The organism is Phaeobacter sp. B1627 (assembly GCF_006265095.1).
Taxonomy (GTDB): Bacteria; Pseudomonadota; Alphaproteobacteria; order Rhodobacterales; family Rhodobacteraceae; genus Epibacterium.
This window is the reverse complement of the sequence record NZ_VCNK01000014.1, coordinates 34,754-60,374: the sequence shown is the minus strand read 5'-3', so window position 1 is coordinate 60,374 and position 25,621 is coordinate 34,754. Positions and strand designations below refer to the sequence as shown.

Annotated in this window: 23 protein-coding genes; 7 read left to right on the top strand and 16 right to left on the bottom strand. The window is 64.8% G+C overall.

What is annotated here, in order from left to right:
* Positions 1–62 precede the first annotated feature (62 nt).
* Entirely contained in the window at positions 63–464 is a 402-nt protein-coding gene (locus tag FGE21_RS08290) for a MerR family DNA-binding transcriptional regulator (protein ID WP_139662833.1), read from the bottom strand.
* A gap of 411 nt (positions 465–875) precedes the next feature.
* Positions 876–1,244: a MerR family DNA-binding transcriptional regulator gene (locus FGE21_RS08285; RefSeq protein WP_139662832.1), complete on the bottom strand. Its 369-nt coding sequence runs from the start codon at positions 1,242–1,244 to the stop codon at positions 876–878.
* Positions 1,245–1,370: 126 nt separating this feature from the next.
* Here FGE21_RS08285 and FGE21_RS08280 point away from each other — a divergent pair, with 126 nt between their 5' ends.
* From FGE21_RS08280 to FGE21_RS08270, 3 genes are read left to right on the top strand one after another with little or no spacing between them, the layout of a single operon-like run.
* The gene (locus FGE21_RS08280; RefSeq protein WP_139662831.1) at positions 1,371–1,793 is read left to right on the top strand and encodes a PaaI family thioesterase; all 423 of its coding nucleotides are present in this window, start codon (positions 1,371–1,373) and stop codon (positions 1,791–1,793) included.
* A complete protein-coding gene (locus FGE21_RS08275; protein ID WP_139662830.1) occupies positions 1,790–2,308 on the top strand; it encodes a PaaI family thioesterase in 519 nt (172 codons plus the stop codon). The genes FGE21_RS08280 and FGE21_RS08275 overlap by 4 nt, the downstream gene beginning before the upstream one ends.
* Before the next feature lie 26 nt (positions 2,309–2,334).
* Positions 2,335–3,657 (top strand): MATE family efflux transporter, encoded by a 1,323-nt coding sequence (locus FGE21_RS08270; protein ID WP_139662829.1) that lies wholly within the window; start codon positions 2,335–2,337, stop codon positions 3,655–3,657.
* 214 nt (positions 3,658–3,871) lie between these two features.
* Here FGE21_RS08270 and FGE21_RS08265 read toward each other — a convergent pair whose 3' ends face one another.
* Together FGE21_RS08265 and FGE21_RS08260 are read right to left on the bottom strand one after the other, a co-directional pair.
* Positions 3,872–4,930: a quinone-dependent dihydroorotate dehydrogenase gene (locus FGE21_RS08265; RefSeq protein WP_139662828.1), complete on the bottom strand. Its 1,059-nt coding sequence runs from the start codon at positions 4,928–4,930 to the stop codon at positions 3,872–3,874.
* Positions 4,931–5,029: 99 nt separating this feature from the next.
* Positions 5,030–5,368 carry a DUF952 domain-containing protein gene (locus tag FGE21_RS08260; protein ID WP_139662827.1) on the bottom strand — a complete coding sequence of 113 codons (339 nt, stop codon included), beginning with the start codon at positions 5,366–5,368 and terminating at the stop codon, positions 5,030–5,032.
* Positions 5,369–5,554: 186 nt separating this feature from the next.
* Between FGE21_RS08260 and FGE21_RS08255 the strand changes: the two genes are divergently transcribed.
* Complete coding sequence (locus FGE21_RS08255; RefSeq protein WP_139662826.1) at positions 5,555–7,129, top strand: bifunctional UDP-sugar hydrolase/5'-nucleotidase; 1,575 nt, start codon at positions 5,555–5,557, stop codon at positions 7,127–7,129.
* A gap of 235 nt (positions 7,130–7,364) precedes the next feature.
* Entirely contained in the window at positions 7,365–7,667 is a 303-nt protein-coding gene (locus FGE21_RS08250) for a DUF1992 domain-containing protein (protein WP_139662825.1), read from the top strand.
* A gap of 43 nt (positions 7,668–7,710) precedes the next feature.
* Here the strand turns inward: FGE21_RS08250 and FGE21_RS08245 are convergent, their stop codons facing one another.
* Positions 7,711–8,202 carry a MarR family winged helix-turn-helix transcriptional regulator gene (locus FGE21_RS08245; RefSeq protein ID WP_139662824.1) on the bottom strand — a complete coding sequence of 164 codons (492 nt, stop codon included), beginning with the start codon at positions 8,200–8,202 and terminating at the stop codon, positions 7,711–7,713.
* A 114-nt stretch (positions 8,203–8,316) separates the two neighbouring features.
* On the opposite strand from FGE21_RS08245, the gene mnmH reads away from it, so the two are divergent.
* Positions 8,317–9,372, top strand: coding sequence for a tRNA 2-selenouridine(34) synthase MnmH (gene mnmH / locus FGE21_RS08240; protein ID WP_139662823.1), 1,056 nt, complete (start codon positions 8,317–8,319; stop codon positions 9,370–9,372).
* A 78-nt stretch (positions 9,373–9,450) separates the two neighbouring features.
* Here the strand turns inward: mnmH and selD are convergent, their stop codons facing one another.
* The 7 genes from selD to FGE21_RS08205 are packed head-to-tail and all read right to left on the bottom strand — an operon-like array spanning position 9,451 to position 17,684.
* Positions 9,451–11,613, bottom strand: coding sequence for a selenide, water dikinase SelD (gene selD / locus FGE21_RS08235; RefSeq protein ID WP_139662822.1), 2,163 nt, complete (start codon positions 11,611–11,613; stop codon positions 9,451–9,453).
* 41 nt (positions 11,614–11,654) lie between these two features.
* Positions 11,655–12,038, bottom strand: a complete 384-nt coding sequence (locus tag FGE21_RS08230) for a Na+/H+ antiporter subunit G (protein WP_139662821.1) — start codon at positions 12,036–12,038, stop codon at positions 11,655–11,657.
* Positions 12,039–12,048: 10 nt separating this feature from the next.
* Complete coding sequence (locus tag FGE21_RS08225; RefSeq protein ID WP_139662820.1) at positions 12,049–12,318, bottom strand: K+/H+ antiporter subunit F; 270 nt, start codon at positions 12,316–12,318, stop codon at positions 12,049–12,051.
* Positions 12,315–12,812: a Na+/H+ antiporter subunit E gene (locus FGE21_RS08220; RefSeq protein WP_139662819.1), complete on the bottom strand. Its 498-nt coding sequence runs from the start codon at positions 12,810–12,812 to the stop codon at positions 12,315–12,317. The genes FGE21_RS08225 and FGE21_RS08220 overlap by 4 nt, the downstream gene beginning before the upstream one ends.
* Positions 12,812–14,476, bottom strand: a complete 1,665-nt coding sequence (locus FGE21_RS08215) for a monovalent cation/H+ antiporter subunit D (protein WP_139662818.1) — start codon at positions 14,474–14,476, stop codon at positions 12,812–12,814. Before FGE21_RS08215 ends, FGE21_RS08220 begins: the two co-directional genes overlap by 1 nt.
* The gene (locus FGE21_RS08210; protein WP_139662817.1) at positions 14,473–14,826 is read right to left on the bottom strand and encodes a Na+/H+ antiporter subunit C; all 354 of its coding nucleotides are present in this window, start codon (positions 14,824–14,826) and stop codon (positions 14,473–14,475) included. Before FGE21_RS08210 ends, FGE21_RS08215 begins: the two co-directional genes overlap by 4 nt.
* Positions 14,827–14,828: 2 nt before the next feature.
* Positions 14,829–17,684, bottom strand: coding sequence for a monovalent cation/H+ antiporter subunit A (locus tag FGE21_RS08205; RefSeq protein WP_139662816.1), 2,856 nt, complete (start codon positions 17,682–17,684; stop codon positions 14,829–14,831).
* Between the two features lie 566 nt (positions 17,685–18,250).
* Between FGE21_RS08205 and FGE21_RS08200 the strand changes: the two genes are divergently transcribed.
* A complete protein-coding gene (locus FGE21_RS08200; protein WP_139662815.1) occupies positions 18,251–19,189 on the top strand; it encodes a PHB depolymerase family esterase in 939 nt (312 codons plus the stop codon).
* 139 nt (positions 19,190–19,328) lie between these two features.
* Here FGE21_RS08200 and mdoH read toward each other — a convergent pair whose 3' ends face one another.
* The 4 genes from mdoH to FGE21_RS08180 are packed head-to-tail and all read right to left on the bottom strand — an operon-like array spanning position 19,329 to position 25,426.
* Complete coding sequence (gene mdoH / locus FGE21_RS08195) at positions 19,329–21,206, bottom strand: glucans biosynthesis glucosyltransferase MdoH (protein WP_139662814.1); 1,878 nt, start codon at positions 21,204–21,206, stop codon at positions 19,329–19,331.
* Positions 21,207–22,730 carry a glucan biosynthesis protein gene (locus tag FGE21_RS08190; protein WP_139662813.1) on the bottom strand — a complete coding sequence of 508 codons (1,524 nt, stop codon included), beginning with the start codon at positions 22,728–22,730 and terminating at the stop codon, positions 21,207–21,209.
* Positions 22,727–24,019 (bottom strand): OpgC family protein, encoded by a 1,293-nt coding sequence (locus FGE21_RS08185; RefSeq protein WP_139662812.1) that lies wholly within the window; start codon positions 24,017–24,019, stop codon positions 22,727–22,729. Before FGE21_RS08185 ends, FGE21_RS08190 begins: the two co-directional genes overlap by 4 nt.
* A 21-nt stretch (positions 24,020–24,040) precedes the next feature.
* Entirely contained in the window at positions 24,041–25,426 is a 1,386-nt protein-coding gene (locus FGE21_RS08180) for a tetratricopeptide repeat protein (protein ID WP_139662811.1), read from the bottom strand.
* Positions 25,427–25,621: the final 195 nt, after the last annotated feature.

Here is a 25,621-nt window from a genome sequence, read left to right as displayed (position 1 = left end):
TATTGGTGGACGGCACTTGGGGCCGGCTGGCCGAATGGCCGGTTGCACGAGGGCCTGCGGGGTTATTCCGCGGCCTTCGCACCGTTTCGCATGGAGGCGATGACTTTCTCGCCCCATTTCAGCTGATCTTTCAGGTCGTCGATGGCTTCGTTCAGCTCGTCGCGCTGACGTTCCATGTCGGCCAGACGGTCCTGCGCGATCTCATAGGTGCGGCTCAGCTGGGTCAGTTGCTGGTCGCCCATGTGATAGAGGTCCAGAAGCTGACGGATTTCCTCCAGGCTGAAGCCAAAGCGCTTGCCGCGCAGAATCAATTTCAGCCGGGCGCGGTCGCGTTTGGTGAACAGACGCTTCTGACCATCCCGGGTCGGAAACAACAGTTCCTTGGCCTCGTAGAACCGCAACGTGCGCGGAGTCACTCCGAACTCGTCACACATCTCGCGAATGGATTTGATGTCTTCGGTCACGGGTCTCTTTACGTTGATGGTCACAACGTCAACTTTAGGCGTCTGCCCAAAGGTTACAACATGAACTTTACGTTTACGTAACTTCGACGCCGCGTCACTTCTGAAGGTGACGTTGTGACAAGGGGAGGTGACGCTACGTCAAGGTGATCCTCGCCCGAAACGAACCGGGGGGATCGCGAAAACTTCGTAAAAATGAAGGGTCAACGAAATCCCGCGCCGACGGGGCCGGCGCCCGGGGGGAATTATCAGACGAAATACTCAGGGTGCACAGGCACCGGCCGGGATATGCCGGGGTATGAGGTGCGAGGTATGAGGGACAGGGTCAGAAGGGACAGGGTCAGAGGGCGGGCCAGCCTGTTCTGCCCGCCTGTTCTGCCAGCCTGTCCTCCTGTCCGGCGCGTCTGCGTTCCCTCAGTCCAGCAGCTTGAGCGTTGCTTCGCGCAGCGTGCCCAGTTCGCGCATCGCGTCCTCGATCTGCTGGCGCTGCGACTGCAGCTCTTTCATCTGGCGGTCGGCCATTTCGATGAAGGCGCGCATCTGCGCCGCGTTGCCTTCGTTTTCATAGATCATCAGCCATTGCCGGATCTCTTCCAGCTGAAACCCGAATTTCCGGCCGCGCAGGATCAGCTTCATGCGCGCGACCTCGCGGGGACCGTAAAACCGTGACCGACCCTGCCGGTCCGGCTTCAGCAGTTCAATGTATTCATAATACCGAAGGGTGCGCGGGGTTACATCGAACTGCGCACACATCTCCTTGAATGACAGTAATGTCTCGGTCATCCACGTCCTCCCTTGAGGCGCAACCTATGCAACTGAACCAAGTGGTGCAACTGCGAGTTTTTGCAGGCCTTGCGCTTTGGCGGGCTGCGCGGAATAAAAGGGGGACATCCGGGCAAGGAGCAGCTCATGGCCGACAAGACCCAACTGGCGCGTCAGTTCATCGAAGCAATCCCGCATTCGCGGGCGCTGGGGATGGAGTTGACCGAGATCGGCGATGGCCGCGCGGTGATCGTGATGCCCTATGACAAGAAGCTGATCGGCGACCCGGACACCGGCGTGATCCACGGCGGCGCCGTGTCCGCGCTGATGGACACCTGCTGCGGCGCGGCCGTGATGAGCCACCCGAGCGCCCCCTCCAGCACCGCCACCATCGATCTGCGCATCGACTATATGCGCGGGGCCACGCCGGGGCAGACCATCCGCACCACCGCCACCTGTCACCATGTCACCCGCAACGTGGCCTTCGTGCGGGCGATTGCCACCGATGATGAGACCGAAACCCCGGTGGCAACGGCCTCGGGCGCCTTCACCGTGGAGATCAAGCGATGAGCCGCCCCCGTCCGGAACCCGTACAGGTGATCAAGCAACGTCGCGATGCAGCATTGAGCGCGCTGGTCGAATCGGTGCCCTATATCGGCTTTCTCGGCATCACCTTCGAGCGGCGCGGGGACGAGGTGACCTCGACCATGCATTTCCATGACAACCTGATCGGCAACCCCCTGCTGCCAGCAGTGCACGGCGGCGCGACGGCGGCCTTTCTGGAGGTCACGGCGGTGATCACCCTGCAATGGTTCCACCTCTGGCCGCAGTTCGAATCCGGCGCGCTGGATGTGGAGGCGATGACATCCGGACAGATGCCACGGCTGCCGAAGACCATCGATTTCACCGTCGACTATCTGCGTTCGGGCCTGCCACGCGATTCCTACGCGCGCGCCACTGTCAACCGCTCGGGGCGGCGCTATGCGTCGGTCCAGGTGGAGGCCTGGCAGGATCACAAGGACAAGCTGTTTGCCCAGGCCACCGGCCATTTCCTGATGCCGCAGGACCGCGCGTCCGAGAGCTGATCTGATCGTTTCAAGGGACGTTGCACATGTCTGAGGCGAGCGGGCCGATCACCCACGCAAGGGTGCTGAAAATTGCGCTGCCCATTGTTCTGTCCAATGCCACCGTCCCGATCCTCGGTGCGGTCGACACGGGCGTTGTCGGGCAGCTGGGGCAGGCGGCGCCGATCGGGGCCGTCGGTATCAGCGCGGTGATCCTGTCAACCATCTATTGGGTCTTCGGCTTCCTGCGCATGGGCACCACCGGCTTGGCGGCGCAGGCCCGTGGCGCCGGTGATGAGGCCGAGACCGGCGCCTTGCTGATGCGGGGGCTGATCCTTGCGGGGGCGGCCGGTCTGCTCTTCATCCTCGCGCAGGCCCTCGTGTTCCGCGGTGCCTTTGCGCTCTCGCCCGCCAGCGCCGAAGTGGAGAGCCTGGCCCGGCAATATCTGGAAATCCGGATCTGGGGGGCGCCTGCGACCATCGGCCTCTATGCGGTCACCGGATGGCTGATCGCAATGGAACGCACCCGCGGCGTCTTTGTGCTGCAGATCTGGATGAACGGGCTGAATATCCTGTTGGATCTGTGGTTTGTTCTGGGCCTCGGCTGGGGCGTCGAGGGGGTCGCGACGGCGACGTTGCTGGCGGAATGGACCGGGCTGGCGCTGGGGCTCTGGCTCTGCGGATCGGCGTTTCGGGGCAATCAGTGGTATGATTGGGGCCGGATCTTTGATCGCGGGCGGCTGCGGCGGATGATGCAGGTCAATGGCGACATCATGTTGCGCTCGGTGCTGCTGACGGTGTCCTTCACCACCTTTCTCTTTCTCGCAGCGGACCTCGGCGATGTCACGCTGGCGGCCAATCAGGTGCTGATCCAGTTTCTGGAGATCACGGCCTTTGCGCTGGACGGGTTCGCCTTCAGCGCCGAGGCGCTGGTGGGCGGTGCGGTGGGGGCCCGCGATCCCGGCCGCCTGCGCCAGGCGGTGACCGTGTCGGGACAATGGGGGCTGGGTCTGTCGGTGGTGATTGCCGGCTGTTTCTGGGTCTTCGGGCCGGTGCTGATTGACCTGATGGCGACCGCGCCGGATGTGCGCGCGGTGGCGCGCCACTACCTGTTCTGGGTGGCTCTGGCGCCGTTGGTGAGCGTCGCAAGCTATATGCTGGACGGGATTTTCATCGGGGCCACCTGGACCCGGGACATGCGGATCGCCATGCTGCAGTCGGTTGGAGTGTATTGTCTGGCGCTGGCGGTTTTTGTACCGGCCTTGGGCAACCATGGGCTGTGGTTGGCCGTGATGGTGCTGAATGTGGCGCGGGCGGTGACCCTTGGTGCGCGCTATCCCCGGCTGCTGGGGGCCGTCGCTGCGGCCTGAGAGACGGGGGCTGAGGAACGTTTGCGTGGCAGGATGGCGGGCGGCCGAGGGTTTGCGCTTTGCTGTGCAAATCGCCGGGGGGCAGGCCGCGCCTTCGGCGCGGCCTGCCCGGCCCAAGGGGAAACGCGGCTTTTCAAAGCAGCGGAGCCGCGCGGGAGCTCACCGACCCCCGGTCCGGTCCAGCCCCGCTCCGCTGCAGATCACGGCGCGCCGGTCAGAGCCAGTCAGCCCGTTTGCTGCCAACGGCCTCCGCGACGGTGTCATACCCGTCCCGCGCCAGCAGCGCGTCGAGATCTGTCGCGATCTCCCCCGCCAGCGACAGCCCGCCATAGACCAGAGCGGTGTAGAGCTGCACTGCCGAGGCACCCGCACAGATCTTGGCATAGGCCTCTGCCCCAGAGGAGATCCCGCCGACGCCAATCAGCGGCACGGCACCGTCCAGACGCTGCGAGAGCTGCGCCAGGATCCGGTTCGAGGCCTCGAACAAGGGCGCACCGGACAACCCGCCGGCTTCGTCGCGGTGGCGGCTCTGCAGCCCCGCGCGTGACAGGGTCGTATTGGTGGCAATCACCGCGTCGATCCCGCTTTCGGTCGCCACCGCCGCAATGTCATCCAGTGCCGACTGATCCAGATCCGGGGCGATCTTCAGGAAGACGGGGATCGGCCGCGGCAGATCCGCCCGTGCCTCCATCACCCCTGCCAACAGCGCGGACAGCGCGGCTTTGCCCTGCAGATCCCGGAGCTTTTCGGTGTTGGGAGAGGAGACGTTGACGGTGGCAAAATCGATGTCCGCGCCGCAGTGCCCAAGCACCTGCGCGAAATCCTGCGCCCGGTCAGCGCTGTCCTTGTTGGCCCCGAGGTTGAGGCCGATCACCCCTGCCGCAGGACGTTTGGCAAGGCGGGAGCCGATCACCTCCATCCCGGCGTTGTTGAACCCAAAGCGGTTGATGGCTGCGCGGTCTTCGGTCAGGCGGAACAGGCGGGGTTTGGGGTTGCCGGGCTGGGGGCGGGGCGTCGCGGCCCCCACCTCGATAAAGCCGAAGCCCGCCTGCGTCAGGGCGGCGAGCGCCTCGGCGTTCTTGTCAAACCCGGCTGCCAGACCCACCGGGTTGGGCAGCGACAGCCCGGCCACGTCGGTTTTCAGCCGGGCGGAGGTGACAGGGCCGGGACGCGGTGTCAGCCCGGCCTTCAGCGCCCGGATGGACAGGCCATGGGCGGCCTCCGGATCCATACGGTGCAGCACCGCCAGCGCCAGTGTCTCGGAAAGCTTCATCGGTCTCGGGTCCTTCTGTCAGAGCGGCGTTTGAGAGTAGACTGTCAGCTCTGCTGTGCATCAGAGCGGTGCATCAGAGCGGCGTATCAAAGCGGTGTGTCAGACCATCTCGCCGGGGAACTGATGCTGGCCATCCACCAGCGGCAGCGGCTTGGCCCAGAGCATCTCGGCGCGCTGAAGCCGGCGGAAGAGATGCGGAAACAGCGCCCCGCCGCGCGAGGGCTCCCATTTGAGCGCATCGCCCAGGGCGTCCGCGTCAAAGGCCAGAAGCCACAGCCCTTCGGCCCCGGCAAAATGGCGCGCAGCGGTTTCGGCAGCCTGCGTGGCGGTCGAGAAATGAATGAACCCGTCCGCAAGATCTACGGGCGCGCCCTCGGTTTCACCGGCGGCCTCGAAGGCGCGCCACTCATCGTCACGGAAAATCTTGTATATCAGCATGAGATCCCTCATGCCCGCAGGCCGTGTCCGGTGCAAGATGCTTGTGTTGTCACCATATCAAAGTTTCCCCTGCGTCGAGCTGGTGCTGTCAGGTAAAATGGCTTTGACTGACCGGGCAAACACCCCGAGTATCGGTCGCATAACACCACCGGTTCCGGTGCCATAACAAAGGTGAGGGAATATCTCATGATCGCACGTTTTCTGACAACTGTCGCAGCGCTGGGTCTGACCGCAGGCATGGCGGCGGCAGAGTACAAGCTGACGATTCTGCATACCAACGACTTTCACGCCCGTTTTGAGCCGATCAGCAAATACGACAGCGGCTGCTCCTCCGAGGACAACACAGAAGGCAAATGCTTTGGCGGCTCCGCTCGACTGGTGACGGCGGTCGAAGCGGCCCGTGCGCGGGCAGGGAATTCGATCCTTGTGGATGGGGGCGACCAGTTCCAGGGCACCCTGTTCTACACCTACTACAAGGGCAAGGTCGCTGCCGAGATGATGAACAAGCTCGGCTATGACGGCATGACCGTGGGCAACCACGAATTCGACGACGGCCCCGAAGTGCTGCGCGGTTTCATGGATGCGGTGGACTTTCCGGTGCTGATGTCCAACGCCGATTTCTCGGCCGAGAAATTCCTGTCCGACAAGCTGCTGAAATCCACGGTGATTGAAAAGGGCGGCGAGAAGATCGGCCTGATCGGCCTGACGCCCCAAGACACCGACGAGCTGGCAAGCCCCGGTCCCAACGTGCATTTCTCGGATCCTGTCGCGGCCGTGCAGGGCGAGGTGGACCGTCTGACTGCCAGCGGCGTGAACAAGATCATCGTGCTCAGCCACTCGGGCTATGTGGTCGACCAGAAAGTCGCTGCGGGCACCACCGGCGTCGATGTGATCGTCGGCGGCCATTCCAACACCTATCTGTCCAACGAATCCGATCGTGCGGCCGGCCCCTATCCGACCATGGTGAACGACGTGGCGATCGTACAGGCCTATGCCTATGGCAAATTCCTGGGCGAGCTGAACGTCACATTCGATGACGCGGGCAATGTGACCGAGGCCGCGGGCGAGCCGCTGATCATGGATGCAGCCGTGTCCGAGGACGAAACCACCGTGGCCCGGATTGCCGAACTGGCGGCGCCGCTGGACGAGATCCGCAACAAAGTGGTGGCGGCAGCTGAGACCGCAATCGAAGGCTCGCGCGATGTCTGCCGCGCCGAGGAATGCCCGATGGGCAATCTGGTGGCCGATGCGATGCTGGCACGGGTGAAGGATCAGGGCGTCTCCATCGCGATCCAGAACGGCGGCGGCCTGCGCTCCTCCATCGACGCGGGCGAGGTCACCATGGGCGAAGTGCTGACGGTTCTGCCGTTCCAGAACACCCTGTCGACCTTCCAGATCAGCGGTCAGACCATGATTGATGCGCTGGAAAACGGTGTCAGCCAGGTCGAGGAAGGCGGCGGGCGTTTCCCGCAGGTCGCAGGGCTGAGCTTTGCCTTTGACGCCTCGAAAGAGCCGGGCGCGCGGGTTTCCGACGTGATGGTTCTGGAGGGCGAAACGGCAACCCCGATCGATCCGGCCAAGATCTACGGTGTGGTCTCCAACAACTATGTTCGCAATGGCGGTGACGGCTACAAGATGTTCTCGGGCGATGACAAGAACGCCTATGACTTCGGTCCCGATCTGGCAGATGTGGTCGCAGAGTTCCTGGCTGCCGAAGGTCCCTACAGCGCCTATACCGATGGTCGCATCACCAAGAAATAAGTCAGCACTGCTGACCTGATGTTTCGCGTGCGAAACAATGGGTCAGGATGTGTGACATATTGGTAACACAGTATTAACCCCCGCCGAAGCGATCCGGCGGGGGTTTTCATTGGGGTGCGGGGGCGCATGCCGTGCGGGGGACAACTTCCCTGCCTTGGGCGTGCGGGCCTCCCATCGCTCTGAAGTCCCGGGCGCACGGTTGCACCATCGGCCGGTGGGCGCTATTTCTGCGGCAATGGACCATCCTCTGATCGACCTCATCAACGCGCGGATCGCGGCTGCGGAACAAGACGGCGCCTTTGACAACCTCGAAGGCGCAGGCAAGCCACTGCCCCCCTGCGATGACCCGGAGAACGCGGTGATGAACCGCATCCTGAAGGACGCAGGCGCGGTGCCGGAGGTGGTCTCGCTCAGTCGTGAACTGGCGCGCCTGCGCGCCGAGCTGCGCGACACCGGGGATCGCACGCAACGGCGCCGGATCATTGCGGATCTGTCTTTGATCGAAGCCCGCATTGAACTGGCGCGTGGGCGCGGCTGAGCGGCTGGGGAACTGAACAGCCTGCATTGCGCGGCCTGGGGCGTCACGGATCCTCGGACCGGGAGGACAGCATCGGCGGGGCGTCATGTGCGCCGCGTTCCAGCGCGCACAGGAGCTTGCCCAGCAGGCTGACCAACCTTGACTGCTCGGCCGGGGTGAGGCCTGCGAGGATGTCCGGCTGCAACTGCTCCACCAAGGGCTCAGCCCTGACCAGCAGCTCTGCGCCGGCCCGGGTCAGATGCAGGCTGCGGGCGCGGCGATCATTTGCGGGGATCTGCCGTTTCAGCAGCGTCTTGGTTTCCAGCCGACCCACCACCTTGCCGAGGGTTGCGCGGTCGTATCCGATCAGGCCTGCCAATGTCGCCTGATCGACGCCGGGATGGGCGTGCAATGCGGCAAGCGCGCAAAACTGGACCGGCGTCAGATCCAGCCCGGCCTCGGCCATGCTGGTGGTGAACCGCGCAACGGCAAATTGGTTCAGGCGCCGAATGAGCGTCGCAGGCAAGCGGTCGAATTCAAAATCACGGTCCGGCATGGTGGGCGTTCTACCGATCTTTGATCGTGGGGATCATCGGGTCGTTCCGGGAGGGGACCCGCGCGGGGCGGGATTTCTGTTTTGTTGCATGCCCCGTGACGATAGAGATGGAGCATGGCCCAGTCGTTTCAAACACTTTCCGATTTTCTCGCCCATGGGCACGACACTGTGATCGATGTCCGCAGCCCGGCGGAATTCGCCGAGGACCATGTGCCCGGCGCCCTCAATCTGCCCGTTCTCAGCAATGAGGAACGCGCCGAGGTGGGAACGATCTATGTGCAGGACAATCCGTTTCGGGCCCGCAAAATCGGCGCTGCCATGGTGTTTCGCAACGCCGCCGATCACATTGAGCATCGGCTCAGCCACCACGAGGGCAGCTGGCGACCGCTGGTCTATTGCTGGCGCGGGGGGCAGCGGTCGGGCAGCTTCACCTGGATGCTGCAGCAGATCGGCTGGCGGGCCGAGGTGGTCAGCGGCGGCTATCAGACCTATCGCCGTCTGGTGCATGCGGCGCTCTACCGGGATGTGCTGCCGCATCGGCTGGTGCTGCTGGACGGGCTGACGGGCACGGCCAAGACGGAGCTCCTGCAGCAGGTGGGGCAGCGGGGCGGGCAGGTGCTGGACCTTGAGGGGCTGGCGGGTCACCGGGGGTCCTTGCTGGGGGATATGCCGGGCGGGCAGCCGGACCAGAAGCGGTTTGAAAGCCTGATCGCCTGCACCCTGTTGCGGATGGATCCGGCGCGCCCGGTGCTGATCGAGGCCGAGGCCAGCAAGATCGGAGCGCGGAGTCTGCCGCCAAGTCTCTGGTCGGCGATGAAGGCGGCGCCGAGGATCGATCTGGAGGTGCCGTTTGCGGCGCGTTGTGCCTATCTGGCGAAGGCCTATGACGATATCCTCTCGGACGGCGACAGGCTGCGCAGGCGGCTGGATCCGCTGCGCGCGCATCGGTCTCATGCGGTGGTGGACCGCTGGATGGAGCTGATTGACGCAGGTGACAAACCGGCCCTGACCGAGCGGTTGATGGCCGATCACTATGATCCCGCCTATCGCAAGGCGCGCGGCCGCTACCGGGCGGAGGTCCTCGCGCGGATCGCGGTGCCGACCCTTGACGCGCGCGATCTGAACCGGGCGGCGGACACTATACTGACGACTTTGGCGGCCCTGTCCTGAAATTGGCCTGACCCCCGCCTGATCTTGTTCTGACGCTGTCCTTGTTCTGACCCTGGCCGGGGCGTGAGGACAGACGGGCTAGCGCAGGGTGATGCCACCGCCGGTCTCTGTCATGCGACCGATCACTGCGGCGCGGTAGCCGTGGTTGCGCAGACGGTTGAGCAGGATTTCCGATTGATCCGGGCTGACGGCGGCCAAAAGGCCTCCGGAGGTCTGCGGGTCAAACACCAAGGCCCGCGCGCCGGTGACCACGAGGTCCGGCACAAGCGCGGCGTTTTCCGCAAACAGGGTCGAGCGTAGTCCGGCCTCCGCCAGTTCCGGCGCGCCGCGCAGTGTCGGAATGGAGCCAAAGCGGATGTCGGCGCCAAGCGCGGAGGCGGCGCAGATCCCCTGCAGATGCCCCATCAGGCCAAACCCGGTGACGTCGGTCATGGCGTGCGCCTCGTCGCGCAGGATCTCGGCGGCCTTGCGCTGGCTCTGGCGCATCAGGTCCAGCGCGCCCTGCACCCAGCGTCCACGGGCCTGACCGGACATTTCCGCCGCAAGAATGGTGCCGGAACCGAGCGGTTTGGTCAGGATCAGATGATCGCCCGGCTGTGCCCCCGCGAGGGTCACCGGGGCGGTGTCGCACAGGCCGGTGACCGTGAATCCCACCGTCAGTTCGGAGCCGAGCGAGGTATGCCCGCCCACGATGGCCGCGCCCGCACGGCTCATCACCGCATCGGCGGCTTCGGCGATTTCGGCCAGCAGGCGTTCCTGCAGGGCGGGGGACTGACGGGGCAGGATCAGGGTGACGGTGGCGGCCTGGGGGTCGCCGCCCATGGCATAGATGTCGTTCAGGGCGTGCTCGGCCGTGATCTGCGTCAGGGTGACCGGGTCTTCGGTGAAGGCGCGCAGGTGGTCGGTGGTGAGGACCTGTGTCGCGCCGCCGGTACTGAGCTGTGCGGCATCGTCACCGGGCAGCCGGGTGACGTCCGGGCGGCTGGCACCGGTGAAATGGCCCAGTCCCGCCTGCAGGCTGCGCCGCCCCACCTTGGAGCCACAGCCGCCGCAGAGGGGCTTGTCTCCCACGGCGGCATCGAGCCCTTTGGCGCGGAACCGTGGCAGGGCAGGCATGGCCATGACCGGAAGTTTGGCGAATTTTGCCATGAAGCTCCGGTCGATGTGGTCTTTCCAGCGCCATAGCACAGGCCCCGCGAAGCTGCGCCCGCCGCGGTCGGCCAGCGCGGTCTTTGCGCCCATGGAGATGAGCTTGAGGTAGTCCGCCTGCGGCTGGTAGCTCTTCAGTCGGCCGCCCGCCAGTGTCGCCTGCAGATTGTGAAACAGCACCGGCGCCTGACGCACGGCATAGACACCGGCCTTTGGGCGTGGGGCATGGGCCATATGGGCGCAGTCGCCGCTGGCAAAGATGGCCTCGTCCGAGGTGCGCAGGCCCGGCGACACCACAAGCGCGCCCTCGTGCAGCTGAAGGCCCGAGGTCGCGAGCCAGGAATAGGGTTTCGCCCCGGCGGCCCCGACGGTGAAGTCGCTGGCGATTTCGCTGCCGTCGCCCAGGCAGACGGACCGGGCCGTGATCTCGGTCACTTCGCAATGCTCGCGGATCTCGATGTCATGGGCGCGAAGGGCGTCGCGCAGGCGGGATTGGCTCCGGGGGCCGAGGGTCGAGAGGGCCGCGCCGCGGTCGATCAATGTGGCCCCGGCCAGTCGGCCCTGTTGCCGCAGGGCGTAGGCCATCGCCAGCAGCAGCTCCGCCCCGGCCACGCCGCCGCCGATGCAGGCGATGCGGACGGGGCCTTCGCCCTGACGGATGCTGTCCCATGCCGCCGCAAAGGCGCCCAGCGGTTTTGCGGGCACCGCATGGTCGGCAAACCCCGGCAGCGCGGGCATGGCGGAGGTGATACCGATGTCGATGGAGGCCAGGTCATAGGCGATTGCGGGCCGCCCGGGCACAGAGATGCGGCGCGCGATCGGATCGATCCCCTCTGCGGCGCCCGGAACCAGACGGGCACCGGCAAAGCGCGCCAGCCGGACCAGATCGATATCGAGCGCCTCGCGGTCATAATGACCCGCGACAAAGCCCGGCAACATGCCGGAATAGGGCGCGGTCGGGCCGGGGTTGATCAGGGTGAGCCGCACGCCGGGCAGCGGTTTCATCCCCCACATCCGCAGCACCAGCGCATGGCTGTGCCCGCCGCCCACAAGCACCAGATCGCGGGTCAGGGGCAGATGGGGCTGTATCATTGCGGTCGGCCTCGGCGTGTCATGCGACCGGTCTGCGGTCGTCAGGTGTCGGTCGGCTGCTCGGAGGTCCGGTGATGTTCCGGTTTGTCGTGGGTGGCCCAGAGGCTGCAGGCGCTGGGTCCGGGCAGATCGTCGGGTTTTGTTTGCTGATTGATGAACACCTTGGCAAGGAAATTTGCCGTGACCGGTGCGGTGACCAGCAGGAACAGCGTGATCAGCAGCTCATGCGCCGAGATATGTCCCTCATAGGCCCAGGCATGCAGCATGGAGCCGATGAGAACACCGCCAACCCCCAGCGTCGTGGCCTTGGTCGGCGCATGCATCCGCGACATCGGATCGTTCAGCTTCAGAAGCCCGAAAGAGCCGACAAAGCCAAAGAGACCGCCGACGGCGACGAACCCTGCGATGAGGATATCGATGATCATGTCCGTCTCCTCATTCGATGATGTTGCCGCGCAGCAGGAAGCGCGCGTAGGCCACGGTGGAGATGAAGCCGAGCATCGCCATGATCAGCGCCGCTTCAAAAAAGATTTCGGATCCCAGCAGCACCCCGAACAGCACCACCATGGCAATGGCGTTGATGAACATCGTGTCCAGCGCCAGGATCCGGTCGGTGATCTCGTGGGCCATCAGGATCTTCCACAGGTTCATCAGCAGCGCGGCGGCGAAACAGGAAAAGGCAAAAGCATAGGCATAGTCGATCATCCGAAGATCTCCTTCAGGCGGGCCTCGTAGCGGGTCTTGATCTCGTCGCGTATCTCATCGGTGTCGGGCGCGTGCAGGCAATGGACCAGCAGCGAGCGCCCCTGCGCCGAGATATCCGCCGTGAGGGTGCCCGGCGTCATGGTGATGGTGCCGCCCAGCATGGCAATGGCTTCGGGGGTGCGGATATCAAGCGGGATTTCCACCCAGGCGGGCCGGCGTTTGCTGTTGGGCATGAACAGCACGATCCGCGCGACGGTGACATTGGCGACAATGATGTCCCAGAACACCAGCAGAGTATAGGAGATCAGCTTCAGCGGTTTTTTCAGCTTTGGCCTGTTCGGCCAGTAGGGCTGGGTGATCACCGGGATCAGCAGGCCGAGGAAAAATCCGAACACCAGCGAATTGAGCGAAAAGCGGTTCACCAGCAGGAGCCAGATCACCGTCAGCATCAGCGTCAGCAGCGGGTGCGGCAGGAAGCGGTTCAGAAGCTTCATCAGTGGCTCTCCTCTGTGGTGGTGGCGTCGTCGGCGCCGTGGCCGGAGCCGTCCCCGTGAGCCGCAGTCCCATAGCCCGCAGACTCATGATCCGATTCCGTGACGGGGCGATCCCTATTGGCCAGAACCGTGTCGATATAGGCCCCTGGGGCGAAGAGGTCCTGCGCCGTGGCGGCGGTGTAGCGGGTCATCGGACCGGCAAAGACCGTGAGCGCCACCAGCCCGGCAAGGAGCGCGAAGGTCGCGACAAAGGGCAATGCCGCCGGGCGGGCGGGCACAGGGGCCGCGTCCTGATCCGCGCCGGTGACTTCGATCTCCGGCTCTGCGAGGGTGTCCGAGGTGTCGAGGCCATGGCTCTTCCAGAAGATCAGCGTGCCTGCGCGGGCAAAGCCCATGATGGTGATCAGCGAGCTGACGAGGATCACGCCCCAGACCCAGACCGCATGCGGATCGTCGCGGGCGGCGTCGAGGATCAGCAGCTTGCCGAGAAAACCGGAGAGCGGCGGCATGCCTGCGGTGGCGATGGCGGCGACAAAGAACAGCACCGAGATCAACCCGCTCTGGGCCATGACCGGATGGGCCGCGATGGCGCCGCCCTGGCGTTCGCGCACCATGTCCGCAATCAGGAACAGCGCCGCCGCCGCCAAGGTGGAATGCACGGAGTAGTAGAGCGCCGCAGCCGCTGCCTCGGGGGTGAAGAGCGCAATGGCGGTCAGCAAGGTGCCGACAGAGGTGATCGCGCCAAAGGACATCAGCCGACCGATCTCTTTCGATCCCAGCACGCCGATGGCGCCGACGGCGACGGTGAGCAGGGCCGCAGGCAGCAGCCAGTCCCCGACCAGCCCCTCGACCACGGCGACATCGGGGCCGAAGACCAGCGTGTACATCCGCAGGATCGCATAGGCGCCGACCTTGGTCATGATCGCGAACAGCGCTGCCACCGGGGCAGGCGCATGGGCATAGGAGGCAGGCAGCCAGAAGTGTAGCGGCAGCAAGGAGGCCTTGATCGCGAAGACCAGCAGCAGCATCACCGCGCCGACCCGGATCAGGGCGCTGTCCTCGGCCGGCAGCGCCGCCACCTGAACCGCAAGATCCGCCATATTGAGGGTGCCGGTCACCGCATAGATGGTGCCGAGCGCAAACAGAAACAGGGTGGAGCCGAGGAGGTTGTAGACCACATATTGCACCCCGGCCTGAAATCGCCGGGTGCCACCCCCATGGATCATCAGACCGTAGGAGGCGATCAGCAGCACCTCGAAGAAGACAAAGAGGTTGAAGGCGTCGCCGGTCAGGAAGGCGCCGAGGATGCCCATCAGCTGGAACTGGTAGAGGGCGTGAAAGTTATGTCCGCGCTCGTCCCATTTGCTGCCCACCGCATAGAGGTTCACGGCCAGCGCCAGCAGCGTGGTCAACAGCACCATCATCGCCGACAGCCGGTCCAGCACCAGGACGATGCCAAAGGGGGCCTGCCAGTCGCCCAGCTCGTAGATCTGGACGGTGCCATCGGCGGCCTGAACCGCCAGCACCAGCGCGATGGCCACCAGAAGAACCGTGCTGGCAACAGAGAATATGCGCTGCAGATCAATGTGGTAGCGCAGCGTCATGATGATGAAGGGCGCCACCAGAGCAGGCAGCACGATCGGCGCAATCAAAAGGTGGTTCATGCGTCCTCTCCGTCGGCGCTGGCCGTTTCATCCATATTGATCCTGTCGCTTTTGGCGCTGAGGTAGGCGCCGAGGGCGACCATCACCACCACGGCGGTCATGCCAAAAGAGATCACGATCGCCGTCAGCACCAGGGCCTGCGGCAGCGGATCGGTATAGGGGACATCGGCGTATTTGTTCAGGATCGGCGGCGCATTGGTGATCAGCCGCCCGGTGGCGAACAGGAACACGTTTACCGCATAGGACAGCAGCGAGGTGCCGAGGATCACCGGGAAGGTGCGGCGGCGCAGGATCAGGTAGATCCCGGCTGCGGTCAGCAGGCCGACGGCTGAGGCAACTAGTAATTCCATGCTCAGGCCTCTTTGGGGTCTTGCGCCGCGGTGTCGCGGGCGGGGTTGATGTCCATGGCGTGTTCGGTCGGAATGCCCGGTTGCCAGGCAAAGCGGCTGAGGCTTTCGAGCGCAAGCATCACCGCGCCGACCACGGCGAGAAAGACGCCGAGGTCAAACAGGGCCGCGGTGGCCAGTTCGAATTCCTCCAGCGGCGGGAGATGGACGTAGCCGAAGGCCGAGGTCAGGAAGGGCTGGCCACTGAACCAGGCCCCGAGGCCGGTGGCGGCGGCAATGAGCACGCCGGAGCCGATGATCCCGTGGTAGGGGATGCGCTGGCGCTCGGTCGCCCAGCCAAAGCCGGAGGCCATATACTGCATGATGACGGCAATGGCCGCGATCAGCCCGGCGATGAAACCGCCGCCGGGCAGGTTGTGGCCGCGGAAGAAGATATAGGCCGCAACCATCAGCGCGACGGGCATCATCATCCGGGTGACCACCACCATCAGGCCCGGGTGGCTGTCACCGGCCTGCGGCATGTCGGGCTCGCGGTTCAGCAGATAGGCGCGGACACGGGTCGACAGGACCGCTTCGGTGAGGGCAAAGATCACCAGCGCCGCAATGCCAAGGACGATGATTTCGCCAAAGGTGTCAAAGCCGCGGAAATCAACCAGAATAACGTTGACCACATTGGTGCCGCCGCCGCCCTTGTAGGCATTGGCCAGGTGGAACTCCGAGATGGAGGGCACGGCAAAATCCCGCAGCATCAGCGCATAGATCAGCCCGCCAACCCCAAGGCCGCAGAGGATGGAGATCGCCCCGTCGCGCATCCGCGCCGGAACCGGGCTTTCGGCGGGGGTCTGCTTGGGCAGGAAGTTCAGCGCCAGCAGCATCAGGATGATTGTGACCACCTCGACCGAGATCTGGGTCAGCGCCAGGTCGGGCGCAGAGAGGAAGTTGAAGGCCAGAGACACGATCAGGCCAATGATGCCGATCAGGATCAGCGCAATGAAGCGCTGGCGGTGGAACAGCACGATGCAGGCGGTGGCCACGATCAGGCAGATCCAGCCGACCAGCGGCAGCAGGCCGACGTCCTGCAGGTCGCGGGTCGGGGCTCCGATTGTTCCGGTGCCATAGGCAAAGAGGCTGATCACCAGCGTGAAGGTCACCATGATCAGCGCATAACGGGTCAGCGAACCGTCGTGGAGCCGCGCGGTGATCGCCGCGGACCGTTCGGTCAGCGCCCCGGTGAGGCGGTCAAAGATCACCTTGGCCTCTGGTCGTGGCAGCGCGGTCCAGATCCGCTCCAGCCCGGCGTGCAGCGCCAGCAGCAGGACACCGCCCCCCACCGCGATACCGGACATATAGAGCGCGGGGGTGACCCCGTGCCAAAGCTTCAGATGCGCATGGGGGTGGCTCTGGGTGACGGCTCCGGCGGCGGCATCGACGAGCGGGCCGACCATTTTCGCCGAAAACAGCCCGATCAGCACCACAAGCGTGACCAGCAGCGCGGGCGAGGCCCACATGCCAAAGCCGGGATCATGCGGCTTTGCCGGGTAGTCGTCGCGTTTCGGGCCGAGAAACACATGCGCGATATAGCGAAACGAATAGGCGGCGGAAAACGCGGCGGCGAAACAGGCCAGCGCAGGCACCACATAGGGGTTCTGCAGCCAGTAGGTATGGCTCGCCTCTTCCAGCATCATCTCCTTTGACAGGAAGCCGTTCAGCGGCGGGATGCCCGCCATCGACAGGGCCGCCACGGTGGCAATGACAAAGGTCACCGGCATCAGGTGGCGCAGCCCGCCCAGACGTTTGATGTCGCGGGTGTGGGCCTCGTGGTCGACGATGCCTGCGGTCATGAAGAGCGCCGCCTTGAACGTGGCGTGGTTGATGATGTGGAAAACAGCGCCGATCGCCGCCGCCTTGGTGCCAAAGCCCAGCAACATGGTGATCAGACCGAGGTGAGACACGGTGGAAAACGCCAGCAGCGCCTTCAGGTCATCCTTGAACAGCGCGATCACCGCGCCGATCACCATGGTGATCAGGCCGGTGGTGGTGACAATGTAGAACCACTCGGGCGTGCCTGCCAGCACCGGCCAGAGCCGCGCCATCAGGAACAGGCCCGCCTTCACCATGGTGGCAGAGTGCAGATAGGCCGAGACCGGCGTCGGAGCCGCCATCGCATGGGGCAGCCAGAAGTGGAAGGGAAACTGCGCCGATTTCGTGAAGGCACCGATCAGGATCAGGATCAGCGCCGGCAGGTAGAGATCAGAGGACTGGATGGCGTCTTTGTGCTGCAGGATCACGCTGATGTCGTAGGAACCTGCGATATTGCCCAGGATCAGCATGCCGCCGATCATCGCCAGCCCGCCCATGCCGGTGACGGTCAGCGCCATACGGGCGCCCTGACGGCCTTCGGGGAGGTGCTTCCAATAGCCGATCAGCAGGAAGGACGACAGCGAGGTCAGCTCCCAGAATACCAGCAAAAGCAATATGTTGTCCGACAGAACGATGCCGACCATGGCGCCCTGAAACAGCAGCAGATAGGTGTAGAACTGCCCCATCGGATCCTGTCGCGACAGGTAGAACCGGGCATAGAGGATGATCAACAGACCGATCCCGAGGATCATGGTTGCAAAGAGGAACCCAAGCCCGTCGAGAAAGAAATTCGCATGCAGTCCGAGCACCGGCAGCCAGTCGATGCCCACCTGCACGGTCTCGCCCCTCAGGATGGCGGGGGCGTGGAGCATCAGCCCGACAAAGGCAAGCCCGGAGGCAAGCGCCGCAGAAGAGGCCGAGGCATTGCGTCCGGCACGAATGAGAAGCGCGGGAAACAGCGCGCCGAGAAAGGGCAGGGCCGCAATCAAGAAAAGGGACACGTCATACTCTCCTGGTCGGGCAGTTGGATCTTTTGGCAGATATTAAGCAGACATTAAGCTGCAAGTTGTGAGCTGACTAAGGAATTTTCCAGCGCTGTTCCAGCCATTCCGGACAGAATCTTGGGTATTTCGGTCCGGAACCGACAAAATGTGACACCTGGCCGCATGTTTTCGACCTCTTTGCGGAGGCGGCTTCGGCCGCTGTGGGGAACTGTGGGGCGCAGTGAGGCGAACTGTGGGGCGCAGTGGGCCAATGACGCGATGGTGATCGCGGCCGCTGGTCTGGCCCTGTGACGGCGCTGTGACGGCCCCGGGCAAACATGCTACATCGGGGCAAAAGCAAACCATTCGGACGTCAAAACGGGACCGGCCATGACACAGGAACACCCCAGATGTAGCCCTCCCCTGAACAGGGCCGCTTGCCGCGCGGCGGCAGCAAAGGGAGAGCTCCGGAACCGGATGGCACGGGGTCTCCGGATATCCAGCCGCCCCGTCGGGCGCTGCTGCTTGGGCGCAGATCCGGCGGCGGGACCGGGGTGGCTGAGGTCCGGAGGGCCGGGGACAGCATGGTGAGGGTGATCTGGGGCGTCGCGGCGGCGCTGAGCCTGACGGCGGGAGCGGGCCTGGCCGGATGCGGCGCGGAGCCGGGCGCCTGTAGATTGCCCGGCGGCACCTATGAGATCGTCCTGCCGCCGGAGCAGACGGGCGCCATTCCGGCCGTGATGTTCCTTCATGGGCATGGGGGATCCGGGGCAGGGGTTCTGCGCATGAGCGCAATGGTCGAGACGCTGACCGCGCGCGGATATGCGGTGATTGCACCGGATGGTGCGCCTCGGCCAAATGGTCCGCGCAGCTGGTCCTTTTTGCCGGAACTCGGCACTCGGGATGATTTCACTTTCTTGCCGCAGGTCCTGGACGACGCCGGGAGACGCTTTGATATCGACGTCGAAGCCTCTGTTCTTGCGGGTTTTTCCTCCGGCGCTTTCATGGTGAACTATCTGGCCTGTCGGGAGCCGGATGCCTTTGCGGCCTATCTGCCGGTGTCCGGCGGCTTCTGGCGGCCGCAGCCCGCTACCTGTGCCGGGCCGGTCCGGATCTACCACAGCCACGGCTGGCTGGATCGGACGGTGCCGCTGGAGGGGCGCGTTCTGGGGGGCGTAACGGGGGGCAGGCGGTTTATCCAGGGTGACATTTGGGCCGGGCTCCAGCTGTGGCGCGAGACATTGGGCTGTGACAACCATACCCCGGATGCAATCTGGCGACATCAAGAGGAGCAGCTGTTGTTGCGGAGCTGGTCCTGCGGGTCAGGTGAGGGCAGCGAGACTGGCGCGGGGGGCGAGACTGGCGAGGGAGGCGCGGAAAGTGAAGGCCGGGAGGAGGGTGGCTCCGGCGGCGCGCTGACGTTTGAGCTGTTTCCCGGCGGACATATGGTGCCGCCGGGATGGGCCGACCGGGTGCTCGACTGGCTGGAGGATCCGCACCGCGGAGGCGACGCGGCGGATTGATCGGGCGCGCCGCCCGCCTGAAATCCTGCCTGTACTCGTATCTGTACTCCTGCGGGGCCTTTGTCGAGCCCCACTCTCTCGCCCCGCCCGCAGCCGTTTCCCCCTTGGGGGCCTGCGGGAGGAGGCCGGCGGGGCTGCGCTATTCGGCGGGCTGCACGGGTCTGTCCCGGACGAGGAGGTTCTGACGCAGCAGGCTGCGATAGTGGCGCGCCGCACGGTTGATGCGCGGCTCTCTCAGGACCTCTGCCGTGCCCATCCAGCCGGGCGGCAGACGCAGGCTGGAGAGCGCCGAAAGCGGGACAGCCAGCACCAGAGACACGGCAATGGGCACAAGCCAGAGCGAGACCAGACCGGAGCCGATCCCGATCCACAAGGCCAGGCCGCTGAGGGTTTCCAGCGCGTGGCAGTGCAGCAGGGTCCGCAGGCTGTAGTGGCCGCCGTCGCGCGCCTGCGGCGCCCAGCCTTTCTGCAGGCCGAACACGGTGCGCAGGACCGCGATCATCTGCTGCACCATCAGGATCGGCGCATAGAGGATCGCCAGCAGGATCTCGGTCAGCATGGACAGCAGGAACCGCCCGAGGCCGCCGTAATCGGCCATCCGCCGCCCGGTCAGCGGCAGCGCCACCACCGACAGCAGCTTTGGCAGCAGAAGCATTGCGTAGATCAGGATGATCACCGCCACGTGGCGCGGCTCGCTCATGTCCGGCCAGGAGGGGCGGGTGGGGTTGGTTTCGGAGAAATACGTCAGCACCGAACCGCCATCGTCCCGGCCGATCAGCGCCCAGATCACCAGGAGGGCGAACCACACGGGCGCCATCAGATAGCCGATTGCCCCATGTGCCAGATGGAAGCGGGACATGGAGTGAAATCCGGTGGTGCCGAGGAGGCGCAGATGCTGCAGGTTGCCCTGGCACCAGCGGCGGTCGCGCTGGATATGATCGATCAGGGTGGCGGGGGTTTCCTCGTAGGAGCCGCGAATGCGGGGCAGGAAGCGGACCCGCCAGCCGGCCCGGCGCAACAGGCCGGCCTCGACAAAGTCATGACTCATGATGATCGATGTTCCGCCCGTCAGCGTCGGCAGTTCCGGCAGGCCCGCGCAGGCCGCGAAGGCGCGGGTGCGGATGATGGCATTGTGGCCCCAGTAGTTGCCCTCATGGCCGGTCCAGCGTGCCAGCCCTTCGGCCAGCGCCAGCCCATAGACACCGTTGGCGAACTGCTGCATGCGGCCGAACACGGAGCGGGCGCCGATCAGTTGCGGGAAGCTCTGGATCAGCCCGGCGCCGGGATCGCGGGACAGCGCATCGGTCAGGCGGACAATGGCGCGCCCGGTCATCAGACTGTCGGCATCCAGCACCAGCATGGCCTCATAGGCGCCGCCCCAGCGGGTCACCCAGTCGTGGATATTGCCGACCTTGCGGGCGGTATTCTTCGCGCGCCGCCGATAATAGAGCGCCAGCCCCGGCGGCAGCTCGGCCTGCAGGGCGCGGACGCTCTGCTCTTCCTGAGCTGCGGTCTCCGGGGAGCGGGTGTCGGAGAGGATGAACATCTCATAGTGGTGCAGACCGCCGATCGCATGCAACTCCTCCAGCATGGAGCGGGCATTGCCGAGCACATAGGAGGGGTCCTCGTTGTAGACCGGCACCAAAAGCGCAACCCGCATCGGGCGTCGCGGGGTTCTGGCGGTTTTCGGACGCGTGCGCGACAGGCTGTAGAGCCCCAGCAGAACGGTCGAGACGGTGAAGGTGATCCAGAAGAAATTGAACGCGATCAGCACCAGCAGCACCCATTCCAGCGCGGTGGTGCCATCGGCGGCAAACCAGCCCTGCATCACCCAGCCCAGCACCAGGGTGGCCGCCATCGCGGGCGAGAAGGCAAGGATGCGCCAGAGTGCCACATCCGGGTGGGAGAGGCTGTCCTGCGGGGCCGCGCTGTCGCGGAATGCCCGGTCGAAATCCTGTTCCGGCATCGCCAGCGGCGTTTCCGGGGGAACAAGCGGAGGGTGAGAAGACACAGTCATTTAAACAGTCCACCGATAAAGCCAGACCTCGGACGCCGCTTTGCCGTTGTGGCGCAACTGCGCACGCAGTTCCACATGGGTGCGGCTGCCCGGATCAAAGGAAAACGCCAGTCGCATGCCACCGGTTTCGGGGTTGCGTTCCAGAATGCCCGCGCTGGGATCGAGATGCGGCGAGGACACGTGGATTTCAAAGGCATCCGGCTCCGCCTCGAACAGGGGATGCGCCTCGTAGTCGATCACCATCAGGCGGCCGGGATCACCAAAGATCTTTGCCCCCGAGGCCGTGTTGATCACCCGCGGCAGATCCAGAACTGGTTCTTCGCCCCAGGACAGGCGATAGGCGAGATCGATCTGGGCGCCTGTCTCATAGGGGGTGGCGGGGCGCCAGTAGGCGACGATATTGTCGTAGATCTCCTTGTCGGCGGGGATCTCCACCAAGGTCACGGCACCGGCCCCCCAATCGCCCCTGGGTTCCACCCAGAGCGAGGGACGGCGATGGTAATGGGCCTCAAGATCGGCAAAGTCGGACAGTTTGCGGGCCCGCTGGATCAGGCCAAATCCGGTGGGGTTTTCATCCACAAAGCTCGACACCTGCAGCCGGGTCGGGTTGGCGAGCGGGCGCCAGATGACCTCGCCGTTGCCGTTCTTCAGCAGCAGCCCGTCGCTGTCGTGGACGGCCGGGCGGAAGTCGTCAAAGCGCTGGTGGTTGGTGCCATCGAACAGAAACATCGAGGTCAGCGGCGCAAGGCCTGCATGGGTCAGCTCCTCCCGCGCAAAGAGGGTTGCCTCCACATCCATCACACAGGGGTTTCCGGGTGTGATGTCAAACCGGTAGGCGCCGGTGACGGAGGGGCTATCCATCAGCGCATGGACCACCATGTTCTCCTGCAGCGGTCCGGGGGCCTCAAGCCAGAAGCTGACGAAGTCGGGAAATTCCTCGCCCTCCGGCTCGCCGGTTTTCAGGGCTAATCCGCGGGCCGAGAGCCCATAGGCGTTGCCCTTGGCGATGGCGCGGAAATAGCTGGCGCCCTGAAAGACGCAGAATTCAGTCTTTTTGCCCGGGTGATCGGGATCGTCCAGATCGGTGCGCAGGCGGAACCCGGAATAGCCGAGCGCGCCCTCGGTTGACAGCTCGGGCGAGATCTCGGGGTGTCTGGTGAATCGGTCGATGTCAAAGGGGACGCTGGCGGCCATGCCCCCTGTGACGGTGTGCAGCTGGACGGGACGTTCGAAATAGAGGCCGGGCAGGAAGAAATCCACGTTGTAGCTGCGATCGGTTCCCGACCAGAGCGCCTTGCCGACGTCGAACTGGATGGAGCGGTATTGGTCGTAGGTCATCGACAGCCAGTCGGCGGGCACTTTGCTGCGCGGGCTGAAGGGGCGACCGGCAAGGGCGCGGGCGCGGGCGATGACCTCGGCGCGGGAAAACGGCACAGCGCCGTTGGATCGGGCGGCGGGTGCGACGGCGACAAGGGTCAGTGCCGAGGCAGAGGCGAGAAAGGCACGACGGCTGAATGTGCTCATCGTTTGCGTCTCCAGGGTTGGGATTTGAACCAGGCTGCGCCATAGGCACAGAGGATGATCAGGGCGAAACCTGCGAGATTGACGGCGGCGGTCACGGCAATGCCGCGCTCGGTCTGGTCGAGCGCCGCCCCGAGGAACCGCGCCAGCGCCATCGACACGACAAAGATCGCGAGGCTTTGCTGGCCGACCTTGGTGACAATGGCGAGCAGATGCGACCAGCTGCGGGCCGCGAGAGAGCGCCCCCGGGCCACGAGGTTCTGACCGTTCTGACCGGCAACGATCCAGGCAAGATAGGCCAGCGACAGGAAATGGGCGTAGCGCAACAGGCCGAAATCGGTCTTTTCGCGCCATTCTGCGGTGACGGTCCAGACCGGGCGGATGGCGCTGCCGAGGTCGGGCGCTGCGGTGTTCAGCCAGCCGAAGACTTTCCACGAGCCGAAGGGGGCTGACAGGATCAGAAAGCCCGCCGCCAGCGCCGCCAGCGCCCAGTGGACGGGGGGTTTTGGCAACCAGCCGGACATGAAGGCAAATCCGGTGAAGAACAGCAGTTGCCAGCCGAAGGGATTGAAGAACCATTCGCGGTCTGACCAGGGCTCTGCCGGGAGGGACAGCCCATCGGGGCCGAGCGCCAGCATATAGGGGTTGGCCAGCAGCCACAGCGAGACGCAGAAACATCCCACCGCCCAGCTGCCTGCGCGCTGCAGCCCCATGACGGCGGGCATCAGCGCCAGCACCACCAGATACATCGGCAGAATGTCGAAATAATTGGGCACATAGGTCAGCGTGAAGATCCCGACCATCTGCTGTACGGTGTTGGCAAAGAAGGGGTGAAGGTTGAGCGAACCGATATAGCTCTCCTGACTGCCGCCGCCGCTCCCGCCGACAGTCAGGTCGAGCGCCGCCATCGACATGGCGAGAAAGAAAAACAGCCCGATATGCGCCCAGTAGACCTGCCAGCAGCGATAGACCACGCGGGCCGTTCCCATCCACCAGCCATGGCGCGCGAAAGATCCGCCAAAGGCGATGGCGGAGGCCATGCCGGAACAGAAGACAAATATCTCTGTCGCATCGGAAAATCCAAACCGGGCGGGGATCCAGCCGGTCCAGCGGTTGCCGGGGATATGGGCCACGAGGATGATGAACATCGCAATGCCGCGATAGAAATCAAGCCGCGGATCGCGCAGGCGCGCGGGCGTTGTCTCCGCGTCCGTCGGCGCGGTCAGGGCATTGGCGGCAGCCCGAGACGCACTGCCCTGTTCAGGCGCCGGAAAGGGCGCGATGTCTGCCATCTGCTTCAATTCTCCAAAAGATCACTCAGCCGGAACGCTCTGGGCATCGCCATTGTTCCGGCTGTCGGTCCGGGGATTTCTGGCGGATGCAATCAGGGCGCGCCGGGCCTGCGCGTAGTTGTCTTCGGTCCCACCGCGTTTGCGTCGCCGGTCCTCCAGAATGGCCTCCACCTGCGACCAGTTTCCTGCCCGCAGACCCGCGTCGATTGTCATCCGTTCGAAGACATCGCGCTGGGCATGGCTGCCGCCTGCAAGTTGTAAAGAATCCCGCGACTTAGCGAGGTAACCGAATGCTGTTCGGTAATCCCCTTCGCCAAAGGCCTCAAGCCCCAATGCTGCGGCGCAGCCCGGATCGGCCATTCTTTGCGCAGCTTCTGTGGTGGGGTTGGCGCCATCGGCGCGAATCCGCTGAACAAGACGCTGTGTGGCGGTCCGGCGATCGCCGCCAACGAGGCCCAGAAGGTAGTGAAGATCGGCAAAAATCAGGCTGCCGTCCTCGGTCCGCCCGGCGCAGAGGTTCGCCAGCTCCTCCCAGCGGTCGCCCACCGTGATCCCCTCCAGCTCAAGCCGCATCAGCAGTGATGTCGCATTGGAGATATCGCGGTAGTCATCGGTCTTGTCCTTGCGGACCTCGGTATCATAGAGCCGCAGCACGGCGTCGGCCTCGCCAAGGTCGAGATGCATCAGCGCCTTGTGCCACCAGACGTGGTAGCGGAAATTGTTGCAATGGGCCCAGGCCTCTTCGCGCCCCTCCAGCCAGTCCAGACCGGCCCGGGCATTGCCGGTCATGTCGTGGACATGGGCCACCGCATGCAGCCCCCAGGCATCGTCCGGCGCCGTCCAGAGCGCCTGGCGGCCGGTGATTTCCGCCCGGTCGTATTCGCCGGTCTCCTCCAGCGCAAAGGCGTGACATCCCAACAGGTAGCCATGGCCGGGGTGGTCGGCAGAATAGGCGGGCAGGACGCGCTCGACCGAGGCGCGCATGCCGCGGGCGTCGCCCAGAATGAAGCGGGTGCCATGGCTGAGCTTCATCGCCAGCGTGTCACAGGGCCAGTCGGTGAGGACCTCTTCCATCAGGGCCACCGTGCGCGACGGGGCGCCGTCCAGCCAGGCGGCCAGGGCCTCCACATATTTGCGTTCGCGGGGCAGGGCGGTGTCAAAGGCCGCGCGGGCGTCGCGCAGGGCGTCCTGTGCCACCGGGCGCAGTTCCGACCGGCCCAGCATCAGCACAGAGAGCCCCTTGATGGCCTGTCCCAGCGCGAAGTCCGGGGCCGCCGCCAGCACTGCGCCGAGGTGATCGGCGGTGCGCGCCGCATGGGCCAGCACTCCGATCTGCACGGCGTTCCACTCGTTGAGTACGCGGGCGTCCGACAGGCTGCAGTCCTGTCCGAAGATATCTTGGGCCATGGGCGTTTCACTTTCGCAATCTGCTGAAAATACAGGTCTTGCGAAAGATGCTAGCGGAGCTGGTTTCACCGCGCGCCCCCTGCTCGCGCTTTGGTGAAGGCGCGTGTGGCGGTCGGCGGGAAAGCGGCGGCTTGCGGCGGCCTGGTGGGCAAAAAGACGCACAAACCCAGTCGCACCTGCTGATTTGGGCAGCAG